The organism is Flavobacterium sp. Leaf82 (assembly GCF_001422725.1).
Lineage (GTDB): Bacteria > Bacteroidota > Bacteroidia > Flavobacteriales > Flavobacteriaceae > Flavobacterium.
In genome coordinates this window covers 634,803-655,867 of record NZ_LMMA01000032.1, presented here as the reverse complement: position 1 = coordinate 655,867, position 21,065 = coordinate 634,803, and the positions used below count along the sequence as shown (strand labels likewise).

Annotated in this window: 15 protein-coding genes; 12 read left to right on the top strand and 3 right to left on the bottom strand. The window is 34.7% G+C overall.

Annotation, left to right across the window (positions count from 1 at the left end):
* Window positions 1–2 precede the first annotated feature (2 nt).
* Both ASF10_RS17365 and ASF10_RS17360 read right to left on the bottom strand, forming a co-directional pair.
* Window positions 3–443 (bottom strand): MarR family winged helix-turn-helix transcriptional regulator, encoded by a 441-nt coding sequence (locus ASF10_RS17365; protein WP_056251702.1) that lies wholly within the window; start codon window positions 441–443, stop codon window positions 3–5.
* 162 nt (window positions 444–605) lie between these two features.
* The gene (locus tag ASF10_RS17360) at window positions 606–1,355 is read right to left on the bottom strand and encodes a 4-hydroxy-tetrahydrodipicolinate reductase (protein WP_056251699.1); all 750 of its coding nucleotides are present in this window, start codon (window positions 1,353–1,355) and stop codon (window positions 606–608) included.
* 581 nt (window positions 1,356–1,936) lie between these two features.
* On the opposite strand from ASF10_RS17360, the gene ASF10_RS17355 reads away from it, so the two are divergent.
* From ASF10_RS17355 to ASF10_RS17330, 6 genes are all read left to right on the top strand, one after another.
* Window positions 1,937–2,368 (top strand): DUF1810 domain-containing protein, encoded by a 432-nt coding sequence (locus ASF10_RS17355; protein ID WP_056251696.1) that lies wholly within the window; start codon window positions 1,937–1,939, stop codon window positions 2,366–2,368.
* A gap of 178 nt (window positions 2,369–2,546) precedes the next feature.
* Window positions 2,547–2,864 (top strand): hypothetical protein, encoded by a 318-nt coding sequence (locus ASF10_RS17350; protein WP_241774975.1) that lies wholly within the window; start codon window positions 2,547–2,549, stop codon window positions 2,862–2,864.
* Between the two features lie 331 nt (window positions 2,865–3,195).
* A complete protein-coding gene (locus ASF10_RS17345) occupies window positions 3,196–3,891 on the top strand; it encodes an ABC transporter ATP-binding protein (protein ID WP_056251692.1) in 696 nt (231 codons plus the stop codon).
* A 30-nt stretch (window positions 3,892–3,921) separates the two neighbouring features.
* Window positions 3,922–6,216: a TonB-dependent siderophore receptor gene (locus ASF10_RS17340; protein WP_056251689.1), complete on the top strand. Its 2,295-nt coding sequence runs from the start codon at window positions 3,922–3,924 to the stop codon at window positions 6,214–6,216.
* 5 nt (window positions 6,217–6,221) lie between these two features.
* Window positions 6,222–7,673 (top strand): ABC transporter permease, encoded by a 1,452-nt coding sequence (locus ASF10_RS17335; protein ID WP_056251687.1) that lies wholly within the window; start codon window positions 6,222–6,224, stop codon window positions 7,671–7,673.
* A gap of 1 nt (window position 7,674) precedes the next feature.
* Window positions 7,675–9,021 (top strand): DUF3526 domain-containing protein, encoded by a 1,347-nt coding sequence (locus ASF10_RS17330; RefSeq protein WP_056251684.1) that lies wholly within the window; start codon window positions 7,675–7,677, stop codon window positions 9,019–9,021.
* 55 nt (window positions 9,022–9,076) lie between these two features.
* On the opposite strand, the gene ASF10_RS17325 is transcribed toward ASF10_RS17330, so the two are convergent.
* Window positions 9,077–11,281, bottom strand: a complete 2,205-nt coding sequence (locus ASF10_RS17325) for an alpha-galactosidase (RefSeq protein WP_056251682.1) — start codon at window positions 11,279–11,281, stop codon at window positions 9,077–9,079.
* A gap of 274 nt (window positions 11,282–11,555) precedes the next feature.
* Here ASF10_RS17325 and ASF10_RS17320 point away from each other — a divergent pair, with 274 nt between their 5' ends.
* The 6 genes from ASF10_RS17320 (at window position 11,556) to ASF10_RS17295 (ending at window position 20,893) form a co-directional block, all read left to right on the top strand.
* Entirely contained in the window at window positions 11,556–12,155 is a 600-nt protein-coding gene (locus ASF10_RS17320) for an RNA polymerase sigma-70 factor (protein ID WP_056251679.1), read from the top strand.
* A gap of 67 nt (window positions 12,156–12,222) precedes the next feature.
* The gene (locus ASF10_RS17315; protein WP_056251675.1) at window positions 12,223–13,326 is read left to right on the top strand and encodes a FecR family protein; all 1,104 of its coding nucleotides are present in this window, start codon (window positions 12,223–12,225) and stop codon (window positions 13,324–13,326) included.
* A 10-nt stretch (window positions 13,327–13,336) separates the two neighbouring features.
* Window positions 13,337–16,690 (top strand): SusC/RagA family TonB-linked outer membrane protein, encoded by a 3,354-nt coding sequence (locus tag ASF10_RS17310; protein WP_056251672.1) that lies wholly within the window; start codon window positions 13,337–13,339, stop codon window positions 16,688–16,690.
* 4 nt (window positions 16,691–16,694) lie between these two features.
* The gene (locus tag ASF10_RS17305) at window positions 16,695–18,155 is read left to right on the top strand and encodes a RagB/SusD family nutrient uptake outer membrane protein (RefSeq protein ID WP_056251668.1); all 1,461 of its coding nucleotides are present in this window, start codon (window positions 16,695–16,697) and stop codon (window positions 18,153–18,155) included.
* Window positions 18,142–19,605: a hypothetical protein gene (locus tag ASF10_RS17300; RefSeq protein ID WP_056251664.1), complete on the top strand. Its 1,464-nt coding sequence runs from the start codon at window positions 18,142–18,144 to the stop codon at window positions 19,603–19,605. The genes ASF10_RS17305 and ASF10_RS17300 overlap by 14 nt, the downstream gene beginning before the upstream one ends.
* A 145-nt stretch (window positions 19,606–19,750) precedes the next feature.
* A complete protein-coding gene (locus ASF10_RS17295) occupies window positions 19,751–20,893 on the top strand; it encodes a cytochrome-c peroxidase (protein WP_082472454.1) in 1,143 nt (380 codons plus the stop codon).
* Window positions 20,894–21,065 lie beyond the last annotated feature (172 nt).

The window sequence follows — 21,065 nt, the reverse complement described above, 5'->3', positions numbered from 1 at the left end:
CATTATGAAGTTTTACAGTTTAAAATTATTTTATTTAAGATTTTGTCCAGTAATTCGATTTCATCAGGTGATAATCCGTCAAGAGCAGTTTTACGATTGAGTTTAAAAACAGGAGTTAGCAATACAATCGTTTTTTTTCCTTTTTCAGTGATTTCCAGCTTTGTTTTTCTTTTATCCAATTCATCAGTTTCTCGTGTCAGATAATCTTTTTTAACCATCAATTCAATTATTCTTGTAACCGATGCATTATCCTTAAAAATTAGTCTGGCAATCTCTATTTGAGAAATTTTTGCATTATCATTTAAGATAATTAACACCAAACACTGGTCAACAGTAATATCGCTTACCACTTTCTGGATATTTTTTTGACAAACTTTTCTATATTCTTTTATCGCTTGTTCTATCGTATAAAGAACCGTTCCGGTTGGGGTTTTCAGACTCATATTAAATTCCTTAGCTTTAAATTTATTTGATATATCAAATATAATTATTTATTTGATATATCAAGTATTTATTTAAATTTTATCCATACAATAAACCCGACAGGTTTTAAAAACCTGTCGGGTTTGGAATGTTTAAATCAGTATCTTTAAATGCTAAATGTTTTAAACGGTAAAATAAGGAGTCAGAATATCTTCAAAATTGTATAATCCTTTTTGCTTGTGTTCTAAATTTTCTGCAACGAAAACAACTCCGTTTCCAAAAGCTTCCCTGGAAATCGATTCGTGAATCAATCGAACGGTTTGATAAGGAAAACCAAAGATTACTTCATGTTTACCAACAATCCCTCCTGCCCTGACTGAATTGATATTTTCTTTATCAATATCTAAAGCTTCTGCAATTTTCACGGCTGTTCCGGATGTTCCTTCTTTCTTTTTAAAGTGCTCTTCGTTCACTTCGATATCAACCCAAGGCGCAATTTTCTTTAGAAATTTAGCAGCAAAAAGTAAATAATTCACACCAAGCGTAATATTTGGAGACCAAAATACGGTGGTTTTATGAGCCAGCTTTTTAAGCAATTGCAACTCTTTATCTTTATAATGGGAAATTGCAGATATTATTTTAATATTTCGGTTTGCTGCAAGTTCTCCGTAAGTATAAATCCCTTCATTAGACGAAAAATCGATAATTACATCAACCGGATGTTTGTCTAACAACTCTTCCATTGTGGTTTTAGAACTGGAATATATTAATCCGGGTTCGTCTGACTGAATTCCAAAAAATTCGGGAACTGATCTATGTTCTAAAACAGTGCTTTGTCTTAAAACCCACTCCAAACAAAATTTCTTGTTTTCCAGTAGTATTGATGCTACTGATTTTCCAGTCTTCCCGAATCCGATTAATCCTATTTTCATAATTTATTTTTTTATTGGACAGAACGCCCGTTAACAGAAATTGACATTTTTTGAAACTAATGTCAATTCAAAAATTTAATTATTATCTAAGTTGATAATGACACTCTATTCGTAAAAATAGAAATATTATAACGTGATGTCTAGAAATTACTGAGATTTGTAACAATACAGAGTCTTGTTAACAGGAATAATAATGTGAAATTTTTAGTTTGCTGAAATTTTATGCTAATGGATTTTCTTTATAGTAATCTTGTTCTTCTTGAAATTATACGACGCGATAGCGAACAGATGAAGTTAATCGCATAAATTAATCTACAAAAATTGACTTTCGTTACGGAGTTACTTATGTGTCCTTCGACTTCGCTCAGGATGACGAAAGCGAGATTAATTTTTTCCTGATTTTTCTCTAATTTTTAATTTCTCTTTTTAGGAATTCAACAAAAATTTCCGATAAATACTACAGCTTTTTATTCGCTTAATATATAGAAAAAAATAGACGTAAAAAAAACTTTAGAAATGTACAACTACATATATTTTCAGTAGATTTACGACCTGATTGTCCCAAATAAAATCAGTAAATAATGGCTTACAATACTAAAGAATTAGTTCGCTTTTTAGACGCGCAAAATAAATTATACCTGTCTGCACTTTCAGAAATTAAAAAAGGGAAGAAAGAATCTCCGTGGATGTGGTTTATTTTTCCACAAATAAAAGGGCTTGGATCTTGCGATACTTCTAAATTCTACGAGATTAAAAATGCTGATGAAGCCATAGCCTTTTTAGAACATCCTATTTTGGGAAAACATCTGATCGAAATTACTGCCGAATTAATCAAAACTGACGAAAAAACAGCAGAAGAAATTTTCGGAAATCCTGATAATGAAAAACTGCAATCGTGTATGACTTTATTTGCCAGCATTCAAAATTCTGAACCTGTATTTAATGACGTATTAGACAAGTATTTTGATGGATCTTCAGATTTTCATACCTTACAATTGTTGTATAATTTCTAGACATTCAGTACAAGTAAAGTTGAAATAATTTTAAAATATTACCCGATTTTAGGCTATTTCAAAATAAGATATTTATATTTGCAACCAAGTTGCATTAGATAAAAACTCAGAAAGTCCTTTTAAACACAGGGATTTTTAAACAAGAATGAAAAAGAAATTTCTCTTAATTAATCTTTTTATGTCTCTAACCGTATTGTTCGCAATGCTGTTTCAGACGCTACATTCTTACGAGCATGTTTACAGGCAATTAACAGAGAAACGTTGTGATCATCAATATGTTGAAGGTCAAAAGCAAATTACGCACAGTCATAGTGTTGATACAAATTGCCACGTTTGCCACTTTGCTTTTAGTACATTTATTCCAAACACATTTCAGGCTTTATCCTTTTATAAAGCAACTATTGAGACTTCTTATGTATTCTTTTATACAAAAAGTGTTTCAGCTTTTTTTAAAGGAAGTCTTTTTTCGCTTAGAGCGCCTCCAGCTTTAATTTAGTTTACTACATTTTATTTTTCGAAAATTAAAATTACCCTCTTTCCTATTGTCATAATTGGAAAAGGAAATGAATTGCATTTTTTATTTGACGCGCTTTATCCCTACAAGAAATCGTTTCGAATAAACGACAAGGCTATTCTTATTTTCAAATATCAATAAATTTCTTTCTACAGAACCGTAGTAACATCCCTATTCCCACAATTACTGTCACTAAGACTAAACTGAGACTGAGACTGAGACTGAGACTGAGACTGAGACTGTCACTGAGACTGTCACTGAGACTGAGACTGAGACAAAAAATTAAAACAATAACTCCAAATACATAAAAACTATGCTTATAGCTGAAAATCTGACCAAAAATTATGGCGATCATACTGCTTTAAATAAACTGAACCTGACAATTAAAGAAGGTGAAATCTTTGCCCTTTTAGGTCAAAATGGTGCAGGAAAAACCACTACAATTAACCTTTTTCTCGGTTTTATTGAACCAACAGACGGAGAACTGAAAATCAACAATATATCTGTAATTGATAACGCGCAGGAAACCAAAAAATATGTCGCTTATATTCCTGAAACCGTAATGTTATACCCAAATCTAACGGGTTTAGAAAATCTGAAATTCTTCTCGTCGCTTGCCGGATTTAAATATTCTACCGGAGAACTCACCTATTTCCTGACCAAAGCAGGATTGCAAGTTGCGGCACACGACCAAAATCTGGGCGGATATTCTAAAGGAATGCGTCAAAAAGTGGGTATTGCGATTGCGATTGCAAAAAAAGCAAAAGTGTTGTTGTTAGATGAACCTACGAGCGGTTTAGATCCTAAAGCATCAAATGAGTTTTCTCAAATCCTGAAGGAACTTTCTGCAGACGGAACCGCTATTTTAATGGCAACACACGATATTTTCAGAGCCAGAGAAGTAGCGTCTCATATTGGGATCATGAAACAAGGAAACTTAGTAACGGTGATCGAAGCTGATAAAATTTCAGCAAACGAACTGGAAGATTTGTATTTACAAACGGTATAAAAGGAAGTATAATTTTCCATCATCATAAAAATGAAACACATATATCCCTTTTTATTATTACTTATTGGAACACAATATTCACAATCCCAAACTGTTAATAAAAAAGTAGCTGACAGTATTGTTTCCGATTCCATAAAAATGGCAGGAAATGAATTGCAAACGGTTGAAATCGTAGGCCGTTCATCAAAAAAATACAACAGCGATTATTCGTTTGCTGCGACAAAAACTGCGGCACTCAACAAAGATATTTCGCAATCTATATCGACGATTACCAAAGAATTAATTGCAGATAAAGGTGCTTTTTATCTTGCCGATGCTGTAAAAATGACAAGCGGCGTGATTCCGGCGAGTTATTACAATCAATACACAATTCGCGGAATTAGTCAAAATGAGGAAGGTCAGATTATAAACGGAATGCGAACGCGTCAATATTACTTTTTACAGCCTTTGACCAATAATATCGAACGTGTAGAAGTGATTAAAGGACCGTCGAGTGCCACATTTTCCTCTGTAGATCCAGGCGGAAGCATCAATTTGGTTACCAAAAAACCTTTGGCAATTGATCGAAAAGAAGTTAGTCTGAGCGTTGGGAGTTTTAGTACTTTTCGAGGAAGTTTAGACTTTACAGGACCTCTTAACGAATCAAAAACTCTTTTGTATCGTATAAACGGGGCTTATCAGGAAGCGAAATCATTTCGGGATTTGGTAAGTAATAAGTCGTTTTTGATTTCTCCGTCTTTTAGTTATATCCCAAACGAAAAAACGGCTATAAATACAGAGTTGATTTTAAGCGACATGACCGGAATTCTCGACAGAGGTCAGCCTATATTTGGCGCTGTTGCCGGAGTTACAAATTTAAATAAAACACCAATCAGTTTAAATCTGGGTGCGCCAAGTGATTTTTTTAAATCTAAAGAAATGATTTTTACAACGAGTTTCGCACATAAATTCAGCTCTAAGATTGGTTTTAATGCGCAATACATGAAACAATCCTGGACAGAAAATCTTCAGGAACACAGAACTACAAACGGTTTTGCAGTTGATATGAACAATAAGCCTGTAACGAGTCTGGCAATGATGCAATTTGTACAGCGCCAGCAATATTGGGACGTTGATAACCTGAGTACTTATTTTAATTTTAATTTAAAAACCGGAAAACTTAAACATAAATTATTGGCTGGATACGATTTAAGTGCCTGGAATAAAACCAAAGGCGGCGGACAAAATGCAGCAAGAGGTTATCTATTAAAGGACGGAACTGTGGCAAGTACTTTTGTTGTAGCAAATGCTGCTAATTATCAAACCACAACAATTGACGGTGTAGTTTTGCCAAAACCAAATGTTACTTATTTCAACCTAAACAATCCAACTTATACGGTAACAAGTGCCAATGATTATACGTTGAATGTGAGAACGGCTCTGCCATCAGCTTTAACGACTACAAATGCGCTTTATATTCAGGATCAGATTGAGTGGGAAAAATTTACTTTTTTACTGGGTTTAAGACAAGATTGGTTTGAAGATATTACTAATTACGAATCGAATAATGAGTTAACAGTCAAAAAATCAGCCTTATTGCCTCGTGTGGGAGTAACTTATGCTGTAAATAACGAAATCAATGTTTACACGACATATCTCGAAGGTTATCAGCCACAATCGAATACGGTGACTTTAATGCCTCAAACGGGCTCTTTGCCTGCCGGAAGTTTGTTTGATCCGCTTGAAAGTAATCTTAAAGAAGTTGGAATAAAAGCGACTTTCTTCGATAATTCGATGAGTTTTAATGCTGCGATTTACGAAATCAATCAACGTAATATCCTGATGAATGCCAATGATCCTGCAAATCCTGATTTACTCGTAACCAGAGGCGCTGAAAGAAGTCGTGGTTTCGAGTGTGATTTAGCGGGTTATATCACTGCAGACTGGCAAATAAATGCTTCGTACAGCTACATAGATGCGGAAATTACCAACGATCGCGATGTTTCCTTAATTGGCGCGAGAAAACAAAACACGCCAAAAAACAGCGCGAATTTATGGACACGCTATAATTTTAATTCAGACTCTGCCTTAAAAGATTTAGGAATTGGTTTCGGGATGCAATATCAAAGCAGCAAAGTGCCTTGGTTTACCCGTGATTTTACACTTCCTGATTTTACCGTTTTTGATGCCGCTGTTTATTATAAACCCAACAAAAGCAACATGCAAATTGCGCTGAATGCTGGTAATTTATTCAATAAAACCTATTGGTTAGGCGCACAAAATTATTTGAGATTGTTTCCCGGAGCTCCAAGAAATTTTAGCCTGACTGTAACTTATAAATTTTAATTGGTATGAAATCATTACACAAAGAAATTTTAATCGCCAAACATTTAAAGAACTCCGTTTTTAAGAATTCGGCAGTTTTTATTATCACACTTTTTATTGGGATTATTTTGCTTTATGCTGCATTTTCAGGTTGGAAAAATTACACCAATCAAAATGAAACCAGCGAAAAATACCAACACGAATCCAGAGAAGACTGGCTAAAAAATCCGGATAAAAATCCACACCGAATGGCACATTACGGTAATTTTGCCTTTAGAAAAAGTACGCCTTTAAGTGTTTTTGAATTTGGAATGGAACCGTTTTTTGGGAATGCTATTTTTCTGGAAGCGCACAAACAAAATACCGCCAATTTCTCTGAAGCCGGATTTTCGAATAGTATGCTTCGTTTTGGAGAAATTAGTATTGCAATGGTTTTACAGGTTTTACTGCCTTTATTGATCTTTTTTCTAGGATTTAATGCCATCGCATACGAAAGAGAAAACGGAACTTTAAAACTCCTTTTAAGTCAGGGAATCAACTGGAAACAACTTTTAATTGGTAAAACATTGGGCATTGCAAGCGTTATCATGCTTCTTTTTGTTCCCACTATTATTGTTCTTGTTTTTATCTGGCTGTTGCTTCAGGATTTTAGTATTTCGAGAGATGAAACCATCAAAATGCTTCTGTTTATCGGGTTTCATTTTATGTATCTAATGTTCTTTTGTGTTATCGCTGTCCTGGTTTCTGCATCAAGTAAAACATCAAAAAAAGCATTGATTACCTTAATTGGGATTTGGTTGGTTTTTACGATAATCCTGCCAAGAACGACTCAGGCAATTGGCGCTTATATCTATGAAGCTCCGTCTAAAGTTCAGTTTCAGAGCGATATCGAGAAGGATATTCTCAAGCAGGGAGACAGCCATAACCCAAATGATTTCCATTATAAAGCCATAAAGGATTCGCTTTTGCGTGTTTACAAAGTCGATTCTGTACAGAAACTTCCTTTTAATTATTCGGGATTTATCATGACTGAAGGCGAGAGAATAAGTTCTAAAATATACAACCAGCATTTGGCCGCTTTACTTCAGGTTTACGAAAAGCAAAACAGTTTTTCTAAGACTGTTTCGTTTATAAATCCTTATATCGCAATGAAGAATTTATCGATGGGATTATCAAATACAGATTATGATTCGTATATCGATTTCCAGAAACAAGCCGAAGATTACAGGTATAATATGGCGCAAAAAATGAATGCTTTGCAGGTAAAATACATCAGCAACAAAAAACCTGGACCTAATGATAAACCTTTAACAATCAACAAAGAACATTGGGCTGATGTGGCTGAATTTCATTATGAACCAAAAGGAATTTGGGATGTTTTAAAATCCGAAATTGTCTCTGTTCTTTCTATTACTCTCTGGATTATTATGCTGTTTGTTTTGATTCGAATTGCAGCTAAAAACCTTAAAGCCATTTAATATGTTAGCATTACTTTTTAAAAATTTTATACGATCCAAGGGAACTAAAATTGGACTGATTTTTCTTTTAATTACCTGTTTTATAAGTCTTTTAATTGGACAGCAATTTCAGCAAAAACAGCAAAACAATATTAGGGAAACAGCAATTTACCAAAAAGAACATATTGCCAGAAATGCTGCTTTTCATAAAGACGAAATTGGGCTTCTGCTCTATTACATCAAGTTTTCACTGGTAAACAAAACCTTGCCGGTTAATAGTCTGGCAATTGGTCAGAGAGATGTAAACCCGTCGATACAAAGTGTTACAATTCGTGGACTTGAAGGTCAGAAATATGATGCAGAACTTAATAACCCAAACAATCTGTTATCCGGAAATATGGATTTTAGTTTTGTTTTGATTTATCTATTTCCGCTTTTGATTATTGCATTTTCGTACAATCTTGTTTCAGAAGAAAAAGAAAGCGGCACCTGGAAAATTGTCGCAACTCAAAGCCAAAACACTTTTTTATACATCATTAAATTGTTCTATATCCGAATTTTAAGCTTGATTGTAGTACTAACAATCGTGCTTTTTATTGCTGTATTATTTCTGAATCTTCCGTTTAATAAATCGCTTTTTACTTTTTACGGGCTTGGGATTTTATACATTCTGTTTTGGTTTGCCATCAGTTTTTTTATTGTTTCGTTACAGAAAAACTCCAACTTCAATGCTGTTATTTTACTGACGATCTGGTTGTTTCTGATTATTATTTTACCGGCTATAATCAATACGTATATCGTTAATAAATATCCAATTCCAGAAGCTTTGGAACTTACTGTAAAACAACGAAATGCATATCATGAAAAATGGGATATGGATAAAAAATTTACGATGGATAAGTTCTATCAGCATTATCCTCAATTTGCACATTATCCGTTGCCAAATACTGAGTTTAGCTGGCTTTGGTATTATGCCATGCAACAAGCCGGCGACGATGACTCAGCCAAACAATCTCAGGAATTAGAAACTAAATTGTACCAGCGAAACAAAGCCAGTCAGCTTATTGCGCAATTTATTCCTACTTTGCATACTCAGCTTCAGCTCAATGAAATTGCCCAATCTGATTTAGGAAACCAGCTTTTGTTTTTGAAAGCAACAAAGCAATTTCATGAAAAAATGCGTTTGTATTTCTATCCAAAAATCTTTGATAATACAGCCGTAAATAAAGAAAACTGGTCTAAATTTAAGGTTGAAACATTCAATGATCCATCAGAAATAAGCTTTGCCAAAGCATTTTTACCATTGCTACTTTTCAATTTATTATTGATAGGTTTTGGATGGAGGAATTTTAACCGTAACGGTTTCTAGATTTAAAATTATAACAAAGTCCTGACAGGTTTTAGAAACCTGTCAGGACTTTTATTTAAGCTTTTGTAATTTTTAATACAACACTTGTATTTCCAGCATTTATATTTGGGTTAATCCCAATCTGCATTAAAAAATCACCGGAATAAACAGCTGTTTCTATTGCCGGTTTTTTGTCCGGATAGCCATTTATTTCTTCTACTTTATAGTTTTGTGTGGCTTGTAAACCTTTTAATTTTACCGGAAGATGTGTTCCTGCATCGTAACGGGAATTAACAGCATAATTAAATACCACGGCTTCGTTACCATTTTTATTCACAAACATTACAGCTGCAGCATCATTATACCACGGGTTTTGTAAACGGTATTGATCTCCTTGCCAGATTGTGTTACTCAATGCGCCATAATTTTTTATTGCCTGCTGGCAAAAAGCCAAATCTTTTTCGTTTAAATCCTTAACCACAATATCAAAACCAAGTCTGCCCATCATGGCAACATCCGTGCGGTATTTTATAGGCTGTTTTCCCCAATCTGTTACGTGAGCTGCAAGAGTTAGCGCAGGATAAAAATACGAGTATTCCCATTGTATATAAACACGCTCTAACGGGTCTGTATTATCACTTGGCCAGAACTCCGTGAAGTATTTCAAAGCGGCATAATCTACCCTTCCGCCGCCGCCGGAGCAAAGCATCATAGGCACTTTTGGATATTTTACACGAATGCGTTCTAAAACCTTATAAAGTCCGTTTACATAATCCGTATAAAAATTAGACTGTTTGTCTTTCAAATTAGTAGAATATGCATTGTATATCACAGCATTACAATCCCATTTGATGTACGCCAATTCCGGGTTTTCAGTAAAAAGATGGTCTACAACGCCATAAACAAAATCCTGAACTTGTGGGTTCGACAGGTCTAAAACCAGTTGATTACGAAAATAATGCTCTGCTCTTCCGGGTTGTTTAATGATCCATTCCGGATGTTTTTTATATAAATCACTCGCCGGATTTACCATTTCCGGTTCGATCCAGATCCCAAATTTTACCTGATGGTCTTTTGCCGTTTTTACCAAAGTTCCAATTCCGTTTGGTAATTTCTTTTTATTGACTTCCCAATCTCCTAAAGCTGCATTGTCATTATTACGCGGATAATTGTTGCCAAACCAACCGTCATCCAGTAAAAACATATCTACGCCTAATTTCTTGCTATCGCCAATAAGCACTTTCAGTTTCTCTTCATCAAAAGTAAAATAAGTAGCTTCCCAATTGTTCAATAGCGTTAAACGGCTTCCTTTACCCTCTAATATTTTATAATTTCTGGACCAATCGTGCAAATTACGACTTGCATTTCCTTTTCCTTTTGTCGATAACGTGTACCAAAATTTAGGCGTTATAAATACTTCGTTTTTAGGCAATGTATACGCTGCTGCGGCATTGTTAATTCCGGAAATAACACGAAGATTATTTAAGGGATCCAGTTCCAGATCTGTCCTGAAATTACCGGACCATTCTAATCCCGCAAACAACACTTTTCCTTCGTCTTCTGTAGCTGGTTTATCCAAGGATACCATAAATACTGATGGCTGAAATAAGTTCGCGCGGGTTCCCAGTTTAGAATCCAAAACTTTTATGCCGTGAGTCAGTTTCGTTTCTTCGGGCTGCATTTCCTTTGCCCATTCTCCGTGATATTGATTCAGCCAGAAATTACTGTACCCTTTTAAATATAAATTTGCCGAAGCATATTTGTTTAAAACAATATTTCCCTTTTCGTTATGCTTAATCGTTGTCCATTGCTCGATAACATCAGTATCATAATAAGCCAGGATAAACAAATGAACCTCAACAGGATAAACATTGTCTTTAAGAGTAATTTCGGTTTGAGAAACTCCTGCGCTAATCGTTGTCGTTTTATGATCTGCATATAACAAATCCAGCGAAGTATTACCATCAATATGCGTTACGGCAATTGCAGGCTCTAACAAGTTTTTTGAACCTGATGGCGTATAAGCAGAGTTGTAAATTCCTGTATAATCTGTTCCCTGACGAAACTGGTTTTCTACTTTTGCGTAATCAAAATCGTTTGCTAATTTCTCTCCAAAATAAATGGTGTTCACTTCTTTTCCCGGAGTTACCTGCAAAACAAGCGCATTGCTTTTTGTTTTTACGGTGATAATCTGTTGAGCCAAAATTGGGTTGCAATAACTTGCCAGAATAAAAAATGCAATCGCAAAAGATTCCTTTAAAGTGATACTGTTTTTTTTCATTTTTATTATTTATTTGCGTTCACATTAAAGCCGTTTTTTTAATTTGAGCTTTTCAATAAACCTATAGAACTGAATCCGAGCTTTAAATTTAATACTATAACATACCGAATGTAAAAAATTTACACTTATTCTGAATAATATTTTTTCAAACAATCTTTATTTGAATTTTATTTAGAATTAATATAAATAAACTTTTATATTTGCCGCTTTCCCGGCAAATCTTGGTAGTTTTTTATATTTACCAATATTGCTCTTTCTAAGTAAATTTCGTTTGATGAACAACAATAACAGTTTCGAATTAAATCTTTTTGAATCTTTCAAAGAAGGAGATGAAACTGCTTTCACTTATTTCTACGACAAATACTTTCGCAGAATAACATCTTTTAGCGTTCAGTTTATTTATGATCAGGACGAAGCCGAAAATCTCGCGCAGGAAGCTCTTTTGCATTTATGGCAAACCAGAGAAGCTGTAGAATCTATTAACGGCATACAATCTTTTTTGTATACGTATGCCAAATCAAAATGCCTGAATATGATCCGACACAATAAAGTGAAGGATAAATTCAAGAACGATGTTTTAAATCAAAAAGAAAGAGAACTGGATATCGAAATCCTGAACTCGGTGCAATTTGACACTTTAGAATTAACAGAATTAGAACGTTTAATTCACGAATCCATAAGCGATCTTCCGCCAAAAACTCGTGAAGTTTTTATAAAAAAACGTTTTGAGAATAAAAAAAATGCAGAAATAGCCGAAGAAATGCAAGTAACCTTAAAAGCTGTCGAAGCCCATATGACAAAGGCTTTGAAGATTTTAAAAACGAAATTATCCGATTATTTGTTCTTAATTTTTATTCTTATTTGTAATAATTAAAAATAAAAGGTAGGGTATTTTATTTCTGAAGTGTACTTACTATAACCAGAAGTTTAAAAACCAAAATATGATTACCGAAATTATTGATAAATACCTTTCTAACGAAGCTTCAGAACAAGAAGTTCAAACTCTTTTTGAATGGATTGATGCTTCTGAAGAAAACAAAAAACAATTTATCGCTTTAAAGAAAACCTGGGCTTTAGCGGCACTTTCCGGTGAGGTTTCCAGCGATTATACTCCGGTAATTTCAATTAAGTCAAAAAATAAAACAATTCAGTATTTAAAATATGCTGCTGTTTTTGTGGTTTTATGCGGATTAGGAAAATTAGCTTTCGATTTTAGTCAAAAAGAATATTCATCAAAAGAAATTATTTTGGAACTAGCAGACGGTCGCTCAGAAAATATCTCAAAAGAGAACCAAACCCAATTGGTAAACGATAAAGGCGATTTGATTGCCAAAAAATTTCCAAACCAAATTATTTATTTCGGAAAAGTCGAGGATCAGCAAGTCGTTTACAATACACTTAAAGTTCCGTACGGTAAAAAATTCAAACTTATCCTTTCTGACGGAACTGTTGTAAGTTTAAATTCAGGAACGACTTTACGTTATCCGGAGCAATTTGGACTTAACGGAAAAAGAAATGTCTACCTGACCGGAGAAGCTTTTTTTGAAGTTGCCAAAGACAAGGAACATCCGTTTATTGTTAACGCCAATAAGGTTGATATTGAAGTTCTTGGAACCAAATTTAACGTGAGTGCTTATCCTGAAAATCCAAGTGTTAACGGTACTTTGGTCGAAGGAAGTATCGAAATGTATGAAGTCGAAAACAAACTAAATGCAGTTTTGCTTAAGCCAAACCAAATGGCAACCTGGAATAATAACTCTAAAAAAATTACAACAAAAGCAGTTGATCCTACTTTTTATTCAGCATGGACAAAAGGGGAACTTGCTTTTAAGGATACTCCATTTTCAACAATTGCTAAAATAATTCAGCGTACTTATGATGTCGAAATTATCAATGAAAATACTGTTTTGGCCAAACAGAATTTTACGGGTACGATCAATATCAGTGAATCAAGTGTTGAAAACATTCTGGAACTTCTAAAACGTGACACGCCGTTTAATTATTCGATTAAAGAAAATACTATTACCATTACCAATCTTCCATAACTAAATAAACATGACTTTTACGATACCCAATTTAAGGAAAATTCTATTTTTCCTAGCCCTTTTCATATCTTGTTTTAAAGGTTTTTCTCAGAATAATGGAATAACATTACAGTTAAAAAACAAACCTATAAGCCTGATTATTAAATCGATTGAAGAACAAACTGATTTTAGGATTATTTATAATGCCAGAAAAATTGACGCCGATCAATTGGCAGATATTAATGTTGTAAAGGCGAGTTTAGAAACTACTTTGACGCAATTGTTTGCCGGAAAAAACATTTCGTTTTACATCCAGAAAAAACAGGTTTTACTGACCAACTCTGCTCCTGCTTCGACATTAAATCCTGATGAAAAAGAAAGATTCATAAGCGGAATCGTTTATAATGCCAAAGACAAACAACCGCTTCCAGGAGCCACAATTCGTATAAAAGGTACGGGAATGGGCGCTATAACTGATTTTAACGGAAAATTTGTCTATGAATTAAAAGGCAATAATATTAATAATCTGGTACTTGAAGTTGGATTTTTAGGCATGCAGACGCAATCGCAAAAAGCAGATGATAAAAAGCAGTTTATTTTTTATCTGCAGGAAATAACAGATGAATTAAATCCGGTTGTAATCACTTCGTCTTATGGTACAACAAAATTAAAAGAGGAAATTGTTGGGAGTATTTCGACTATAAATGCAAAAGATATAGCTGTAGAACAAGCCTCAGAAAGTATCGATAAAATGATCACGGGACAAATTGCCGGCGTTATGGTCGAAAATACGTCTGGTGTTGGTGGTCCGGTAAAAATCAATATTCGAGGACAGGGAACGTTATCATCTTTGACCGGAGCAAAAACAGGAACTTCGACACAACCGTTAATAATTATTGATGGTGTGGTAATGAGCGAAGAATATGCAATTGACAGCAGTTCTTTTGACGGAAGTGGTGATACGGCAGAAAATTTAGCCAACCCGTTAATGAAAATTGCTCCTGAAAATATCGAAACTATATCTGTTCTAAAAGATGCCGCTGCCGTAGGTATTTATGGTGCCGATGGTGCAAATGGTGTAATTTTGATTACTACAAAAAAAGGAAAAAAAGGAAAAACACAATTCGGATTTTCGAATCAACTTGGGATATCATCTGCGATTAACAGAATTAAATATCTTAACGGAGAACAATTTACGGAACTTAGAAATGAGTTCATGAAAAATACCACAACAAACTATACGCCTGTTGCTTACAACGGCGTAAACACAGATTGGTTCGAGATTTTGAACAGAAGCGGTATTTACAACAAATACAATTTTAATGTTTCAGGATCAACTTCAAAATTCTCTTATCGTACAAATGTTAGTTATTTAAAAATTGATGAACCTCAATTGGGTAATGATACCAAACAATTAAACGCAGGAATTAATTTGGGTTTCAATTCCGGTAAATGGAGCGTAAACTTAATGCTGAATCCAAGTTATGTAGAAAAAGATGCACCCAATATTTTTTCGAGTTTTGCTTATTTGCCTACTCTTGCTGTTTACAATCCGGACGGTTCGTATGCAGATTTAGGCGTAAGCGGTATTACAAGAGGAAATCCGATGGCTGCTATTGAACAAAATAAAAACCAAGCCAGGACATTTGGTCTTCTTGGAAGTTTGAATTTGTCTTACCAGCTTAGTAAAGCCCTAAAGTTTTCGACACTTTTTGGAATGGATTATACGGATAAGGAGCAAGATCGTTATTTTTCTGGTCAAAACGAAAGCGGTCAGTTTAATGGCTCTTTTACACTTGACGGAATTTTGTATCCTGCATGGGGAAGACGCCTTTTAAACCAAAGAAATGCTACAAAATGGAACTGGCAGGGACAGGTTTTATTTAATAAACAATTGAATGAAAATCATGAAATTGATGGTGTTGCGGGTTTTGAATTATCTGAAGATAAAACAGATTTTAATTTTAAATCAGGAGTAGGATTTGTTAATCCAAATCAAATTAATAAAGTAACTGATGCCATTAGAGACGACAATCCGGCAACTCCTTTAGTCGATGAATCAAAAGGCGGACAAAGTTACAGAAGCGAGATTAGTTACAACTCAAGAGTTTCATTTTTATCTCAGGTAAATTACAATTATAAAAAACGCTATTATGTTTTAGCCAATTTAAGACGTGATGAAAGCTCTGTATTTGGCGATGATACAAATGTTGCCCTGAATGGCGGCGCGGGTTTAAGCTGGATTACAAGCAACGAAAATTTCCTGCAGTCGAACACATGGATTGATTTCCTGAAATTTAAAGCCAGTTATGGTTCTACAGGAAATTCAAGAATTGGTTCTTACCGATCAAAAGGTATCTACAACATTAACCAAAATTATTATAATGGCGCAGTTGGAGCCACTACAGGAGCAGCTCCAAATGGGGATTTAAGCTGGGAAAAAAACACAAAATTCAATGTTGGTTTTGACTTTAATATTTTTAAACGAATCGAATTAACCTTAGAATATTACTACGATAACAAAACCGATTTGATTACTACAAGAGATATTCCTACTGAAACAGGATATAGTTCTGTACAATTAAACGCTTCAAGTATGTACAATAAAGGTTGGGAACTTACTACAAGAATCAAATGGATAAAAAGTAATGCTTTTAAGTGGACTACGACATTCAATATTTCTACAGTAGAAAATAAAGTGACTGACCTAAAAGGTTTAGGAAGTGATTATGCATTAGGAAATATAGCACTCGCACAAAAAATAGGCTACAGCACAACGACATTATGGGGCGTAAAATGGATTGGAGTCGATCCTGCAACAGGTCGTGATCTGGTGCAAAAAGGCGGAAAAACATATGATGCCAAAACCTATAATGATCTGTATACTGTTGCAGACTGGGAACCTATTGGTGACTCGCAAGCAGATGCATATGGAGGTTTCTATAACAATTTTACCTTTTATAACAACCTGACACTTTCTGTGAGAGGAGATTTTCAAATTGGTGGCGATGTATTTGTTACTGATGCTTTGATCGATAAATATTCGAATACCATAAATAGAAATCTTTCTGTAAATGCTAATGATCACTGGAGAAATCCGGGTGATATCGTATCTCAGTCAGCAGCTGTAACTTCTCCTATTATTCCTAATTTAAGCAAATATGTTTATGACGGGACTTATGCAAGAATCAGCAATATTAATTTAAGTTATAATGTTCCGCTCAAAAATACTTTTCTGGATGCTCTTACTGTTTTTGCAGATGCTTCGAACGTGGCATATTGGTACAAATCAAAAAGTCCAAAAGGCATGAACGGCGTACGTGAATACAGTTTTATCTATCCACAGGCAAGAACGATCTCGCTGGGAGTTAACGCAAAATTTTAAACAAATGAAATATTCAAAATACATAACAGTTTTTTTCCTGATTTTCTCGTTACAGAGCTGTAGTGATTTTCTCGAACAAGAACCAGGAACACAAACCTCTATAGACGAACTTTTGCAAAATAAACAAGGCGTATTAACTGCTCTAACAGGAGTTTATACAGAACTTGAAGAAAATGTGCGAGGAGAACGTTTTGCCGTTTATGCAGATTTACAAGGAGGAAATATAAAATTTACGCCAACCGCTTCCGGAAGCAGCAGAGGTCAAATTTCTCCGGCATTAAATACCAGAGAAGTCTATTCTTTTGCAGATATGGCACAGACAAGCAATTTCAAGACATTTTATGATGAAAGCTACAATATCATTAATCAGGCTAATTTAATTTTAGAATATACGCCTTCCCTAACCGATGCAACGGAACAGGAAAAAAATCAGATTAAGGCAGAAGCATTAGCCATAAGAGCGTATGCGCACTTTCTTTTATCTCAGGTGTACAGTCAGGATTATAGTTATACCGCAGATGCTTCGCATTTAGGGATTGTTTACAACACAAAATCAATTAAAACCGGAATACAATATCCTGTCAGAGAAACTGCCGCCAATACGTACAATCTTATCATTACCGATTTAAAAACGGCAATTGATAATTATGGTGATAAATCCCTGCTAACAGGTGCCGCGTATTCTCTTTTTAATAAAAATAATACAAAAGCGTTACTGGCAAGAGTTTATCTGCAAAAAAACGACTGGAATAATGCTTATGAAACTGCCAATGATGTGATTACAAATTCTGGTGTGGCATTAACAAACAAGGCAAATCTAATTTCGGAATGGGAAAAAGCAGATCTTCCAGTTTCTGAAATCTTATTGGAATTTGCTCTTAAAAAAGATTCAGAAGGTTCTGTTTCATCCTCAATGTCGCAGGTTTATGGTTATACTTCGGCTACTAGCTATCAGGCTTATGCAGCGTCTAATGATTTGTTTAATCTATATGAAAATGCCGATTTAAGAAAGCAATTGTTCCTTACACAACCGCTTCAGACTTTGGTAAACGGGCTTCTTACAAATGTAAATTATAATTTTACTAAAAAGTTCCAGAATAATGCCGGTTATGTCGCTTTTAGATTAAGTGAAATGTATCTAATTCGTGCCGAAGCAGCTTTAGAAACCAACAGAAACGACGTAGCTCTGGCAGATATCAATAGTATTCGTGCACGTGCAAATGCGACTTTACTAACCAGTACAACGAATCTGAAGGAAAATATTCTTTTAGAAAGAAGAAAAGAACTTTGTTTTGAAGGTCAGTTATTCTTTGATCTCAAACGCAATCATAAAAACATTTCCAGAATCGACGGTTGTATTTCCTCTACGTGCAGTTTGATTTATCCGTCTTTAAAATTTGTACTGCCAATACCAACATACAACACCAATCTTAACCCTAACTTACAACAAAATGAATCGTATTAAGATATTAAGCATATTGTTTATAGCCCTGTTATTCAATTCCTGCTCGAAAGACGATTATAGATTAGGTACTGAAATAGATCCGTTTATAAGGTTTAATTTTCTAACAAAAGATAATATCCCTTTAGAATATCCTACCGTAAACGGAAGCATATTGCCACAATCAACGTATCTCAACAGTTCCATAAAAACTTTGAAAGTTCCTGTGGCTTTAACAACCAGTTCCCTAAAAAGTCCTGTAACGGTCAATTTTAGCGCTGTATCGTCAACAAATGATAATGAAAGTTTTACTGTAAATCCGGTTAATCAATTGGTATTTGAAGGCAGTAAAATAACAGATACTATTTTTGTCTCTTTTGATAAAAGATGGACTGCAAATCAAAGCATTAGTTTAAAATTAGAGACGGTATCAGATCCGGAAATTCATATTGGAAACCTGAATACAGAATATCCCAATGATACTTTCAAGATAGATTTGGGAACAATTTCAACTTTTTATACTTTTCCGGTAACGCAATATCTTCTAAAAGGAGAAGTTGGCGAAACAATCGATTTTAAAGTTAATTTCCCTAACGGGTTTTTCCCTTCGGAAATAGAAAAAGCTTCTATTTTTAAATTCCAAAATGGCTTTGAATATTCATTAACGCATGATGATTATGGCGATAACAGAAGTTCAATAACCTACCATTTAAAACTTCTGGAAGATATTCAGAACGATGATGCGCGTTACGAATCTAAAATAACCTTAATCAATGCTCCAAATTATACTGCTGCCGGAAACATCAACCTGACAATTGTAAAACCTATAAAATCTCCGCGAGATATTCTGGCAAATCCTGCGTCTAAATTTTCTGACCCAACAAATGCGTTTTATTTAACTTATGGAGAACATTGGTTTAATAACAACGGTACATGTTCGTGGCAGACTTTTAATGCTTTGACATTTCCGGTTGTGGTAACAAAAGACAACGAAAATGCTATATTGTACAGCGATAAAGGAACGACAAACCCAAATGATGATGTGTATCACGATGCCTTCAAAATTGGTTTTAATGTTGCAACCGGAACCAATACAATCAATTCTTTTGGTTTAAAAAGATGGTTTTCTAATGAGAATAATTCGGCTGCCGTTTCTCCCGGATTTAATATCACCTCAGCATTAGAATTTTTCCCGGCAAACGGAAACAGCAAAACCCAGGGAACAGTATTAGTGATTCCGCAAGACATTACGATTGGTTCAAGCGCAACAAATACGCATGTAATTGCCATTTCCGGCGACGGAACATACAAAGAAATCAGTGCAGGTTTATATGAGATTTCATTTGAGTTAAAACTAACAAACGATAAACTTTTTGGAGGAACAGTTTCGACACAATACAGAATGTATAACAACAGAGTTTATCCAAAACCTGCTGCATTAAGCATTCCGTGTCCGAAAGAAGTTACGCTTTAAAGAGTTTTTAGTCGCAGTCGCAGTCGCAGTAACTTTTTCAAAGTTTAAAACTATGAAAAAGTTACTGAAAGCCTGAAAACTGAGACTGAAAACTTGAAACTTAAAACTTAAAACCTGAAACAAAAAAAACTAAACAAGACAAAAATTGAAAAAACTCATCTTCCCTATTCTGCTTTTGCTGAGTTTAACGGCATATAAAAGTGTCGAACAACCAGATTATATTGATATTCAGGAATTGCGAAAGCTATATTCGAGTGGAGATTCATCAAAATGGCCAGCGGCAGATTTGAATGCAAGAATCGATAAAAAAACATTTCAGGATATTGGCGTTCTTCCTGCGGTTCCGTATCCGGATTATAACCCGTATTCGAAAGAGAAAGAAAGTCTGGGCAAAATATTATTTTTTGATCCAAGATTATCGACCAGCGGACAAATTGCCTGCGCTTCGTGCCATAATCCTGAATTGGGCTGGACAGATAATCTAACACGTTCTTTTGGTCACGATCGCCAAACGGGCAAACGAAACTCGATGACGATTTTAAACTCGGCGTATGCCACCTCTTTATTTTGGGACGGACGCGCTTCAAGTCTCGAAGATCAGGCGCAGTTCCCGATTGGAGATCCTCTTGAAATGAACGAAAAACTGACTATTGCCGTTGATAAAATTGCCAAAATAAAAGGATATAACGAACTTTTTAAAGCGGCTTTTGGAGATAAAAAAGTCAATCTGCAACGCATACAATATGCAATTGCCACTTTTGAAAGATCAATAAACAGCCCAAAAAGTAAATTTGATAACTTCGTTAGCGGAAAATCTGAAGCTTATACAGATTCGCAGGTAAAAGGACTGCATTTGTTCAGGACAAAAGCGCAATGCATCAATTGTCATAATACGCCTTATTTTAGCGACAATCAGTTTCATAACGACGGTCAGACTTTATTTGGAACAAAAAATGAAGATTTTGGACGTTATAATGTCACAAAAAATGTAAAAGATATTGGCAAATTCAGAACGCCAACGCTTCGTGAAGTTGCCAATACAAAACCGTGGATGCATCACGGACATTTTCCGTCTTTATTAGATGTTGTCGAGTTATACAATTTGGGAAATCCTTCACCCGTCCAGAAAAAATATCTGGGAACGCCAAGAGATTCTCTAATCCCGAAAGTAGATCCTATGCTTAAAAAATTAGAGTTAAGCAAAGACGAAATAAGCGATTTATTAGCCTTTATAGAAACTTTAAGTACGCCAACAAGAAGAATTATGGTGCCTGAAATGCCAAAATAAACTTAATAACCGATTTGTACATTGCCCCCAAAATTGCAGATCTGTAAAGCCCGTTTCTTTATGAAATGGGCTTTTTTTATTTTAAACACATAGAAACTAGTTCAAATAAAATGTAGAAGACATTTCACTCCAAATAAATTTTATATGTTTAAAAAATAACGTGTTACAATAA

Excerpts from the sequence above, each read along its gene's own strand:
- ASF10_RS17365 (WP_056251702.1), bottom strand. The coding sequence starts at position 443 with ATGAGTCTGAAAACCCCAACCGGAACGGTTCTTTATACGATAGAACAA.
- ASF10_RS17360 (WP_056251699.1), bottom strand. The coding sequence starts at position 1,355 with ATGAAAATAGGATTAATCGGATTCGGGAAGACTGGAAAATCAGTAGCA.
- ASF10_RS17355 (WP_056251696.1), top strand. The coding sequence starts at position 1,937 with ATGGCTTACAATACTAAAGAATTAGTTCGCTTTTTAGACGCGCAAAAT.
- ASF10_RS17350 (WP_241774975.1), top strand. The coding sequence starts at position 2,547 with ATGTCTCTAACCGTATTGTTCGCAATGCTGTTTCAGACGCTACATTCT.
- ASF10_RS17345 (WP_056251692.1), top strand. The coding sequence starts at position 3,196 with ATGCTTATAGCTGAAAATCTGACCAAAAATTATGGCGATCATACTGCT.
- ASF10_RS17340 (WP_056251689.1), top strand. The coding sequence starts at position 3,922 with ATGAAACACATATATCCCTTTTTATTATTACTTATTGGAACACAATAT.
- ASF10_RS17335 (WP_056251687.1), top strand. The coding sequence starts at position 6,222 with ATGAAATCATTACACAAAGAAATTTTAATCGCCAAACATTTAAAGAAC.
- ASF10_RS17330 (WP_056251684.1), top strand. The coding sequence starts at position 7,675 with ATGTTAGCATTACTTTTTAAAAATTTTATACGATCCAAGGGAACTAAA.
- ASF10_RS17325 (WP_056251682.1), bottom strand. The coding sequence starts at position 11,281 with ATGAAAAAAAACAGTATCACTTTAAAGGAATCTTTTGCGATTGCATTT.
- ASF10_RS17320 (WP_056251679.1), top strand. The coding sequence starts at position 11,556 with ATGAACAACAATAACAGTTTCGAATTAAATCTTTTTGAATCTTTCAAA.
- ASF10_RS17315 (WP_056251675.1), top strand. The coding sequence starts at position 12,223 with ATGATTACCGAAATTATTGATAAATACCTTTCTAACGAAGCTTCAGAA.
- ASF10_RS17310 (WP_056251672.1), top strand. The coding sequence starts at position 13,337 with ATGACTTTTACGATACCCAATTTAAGGAAAATTCTATTTTTCCTAGCC.
- ASF10_RS17305 (WP_056251668.1), top strand. The coding sequence starts at position 16,695 with ATGAAATATTCAAAATACATAACAGTTTTTTTCCTGATTTTCTCGTTA.
- ASF10_RS17300 (WP_056251664.1), top strand. The coding sequence starts at position 18,142 with ATGAATCGTATTAAGATATTAAGCATATTGTTTATAGCCCTGTTATTC.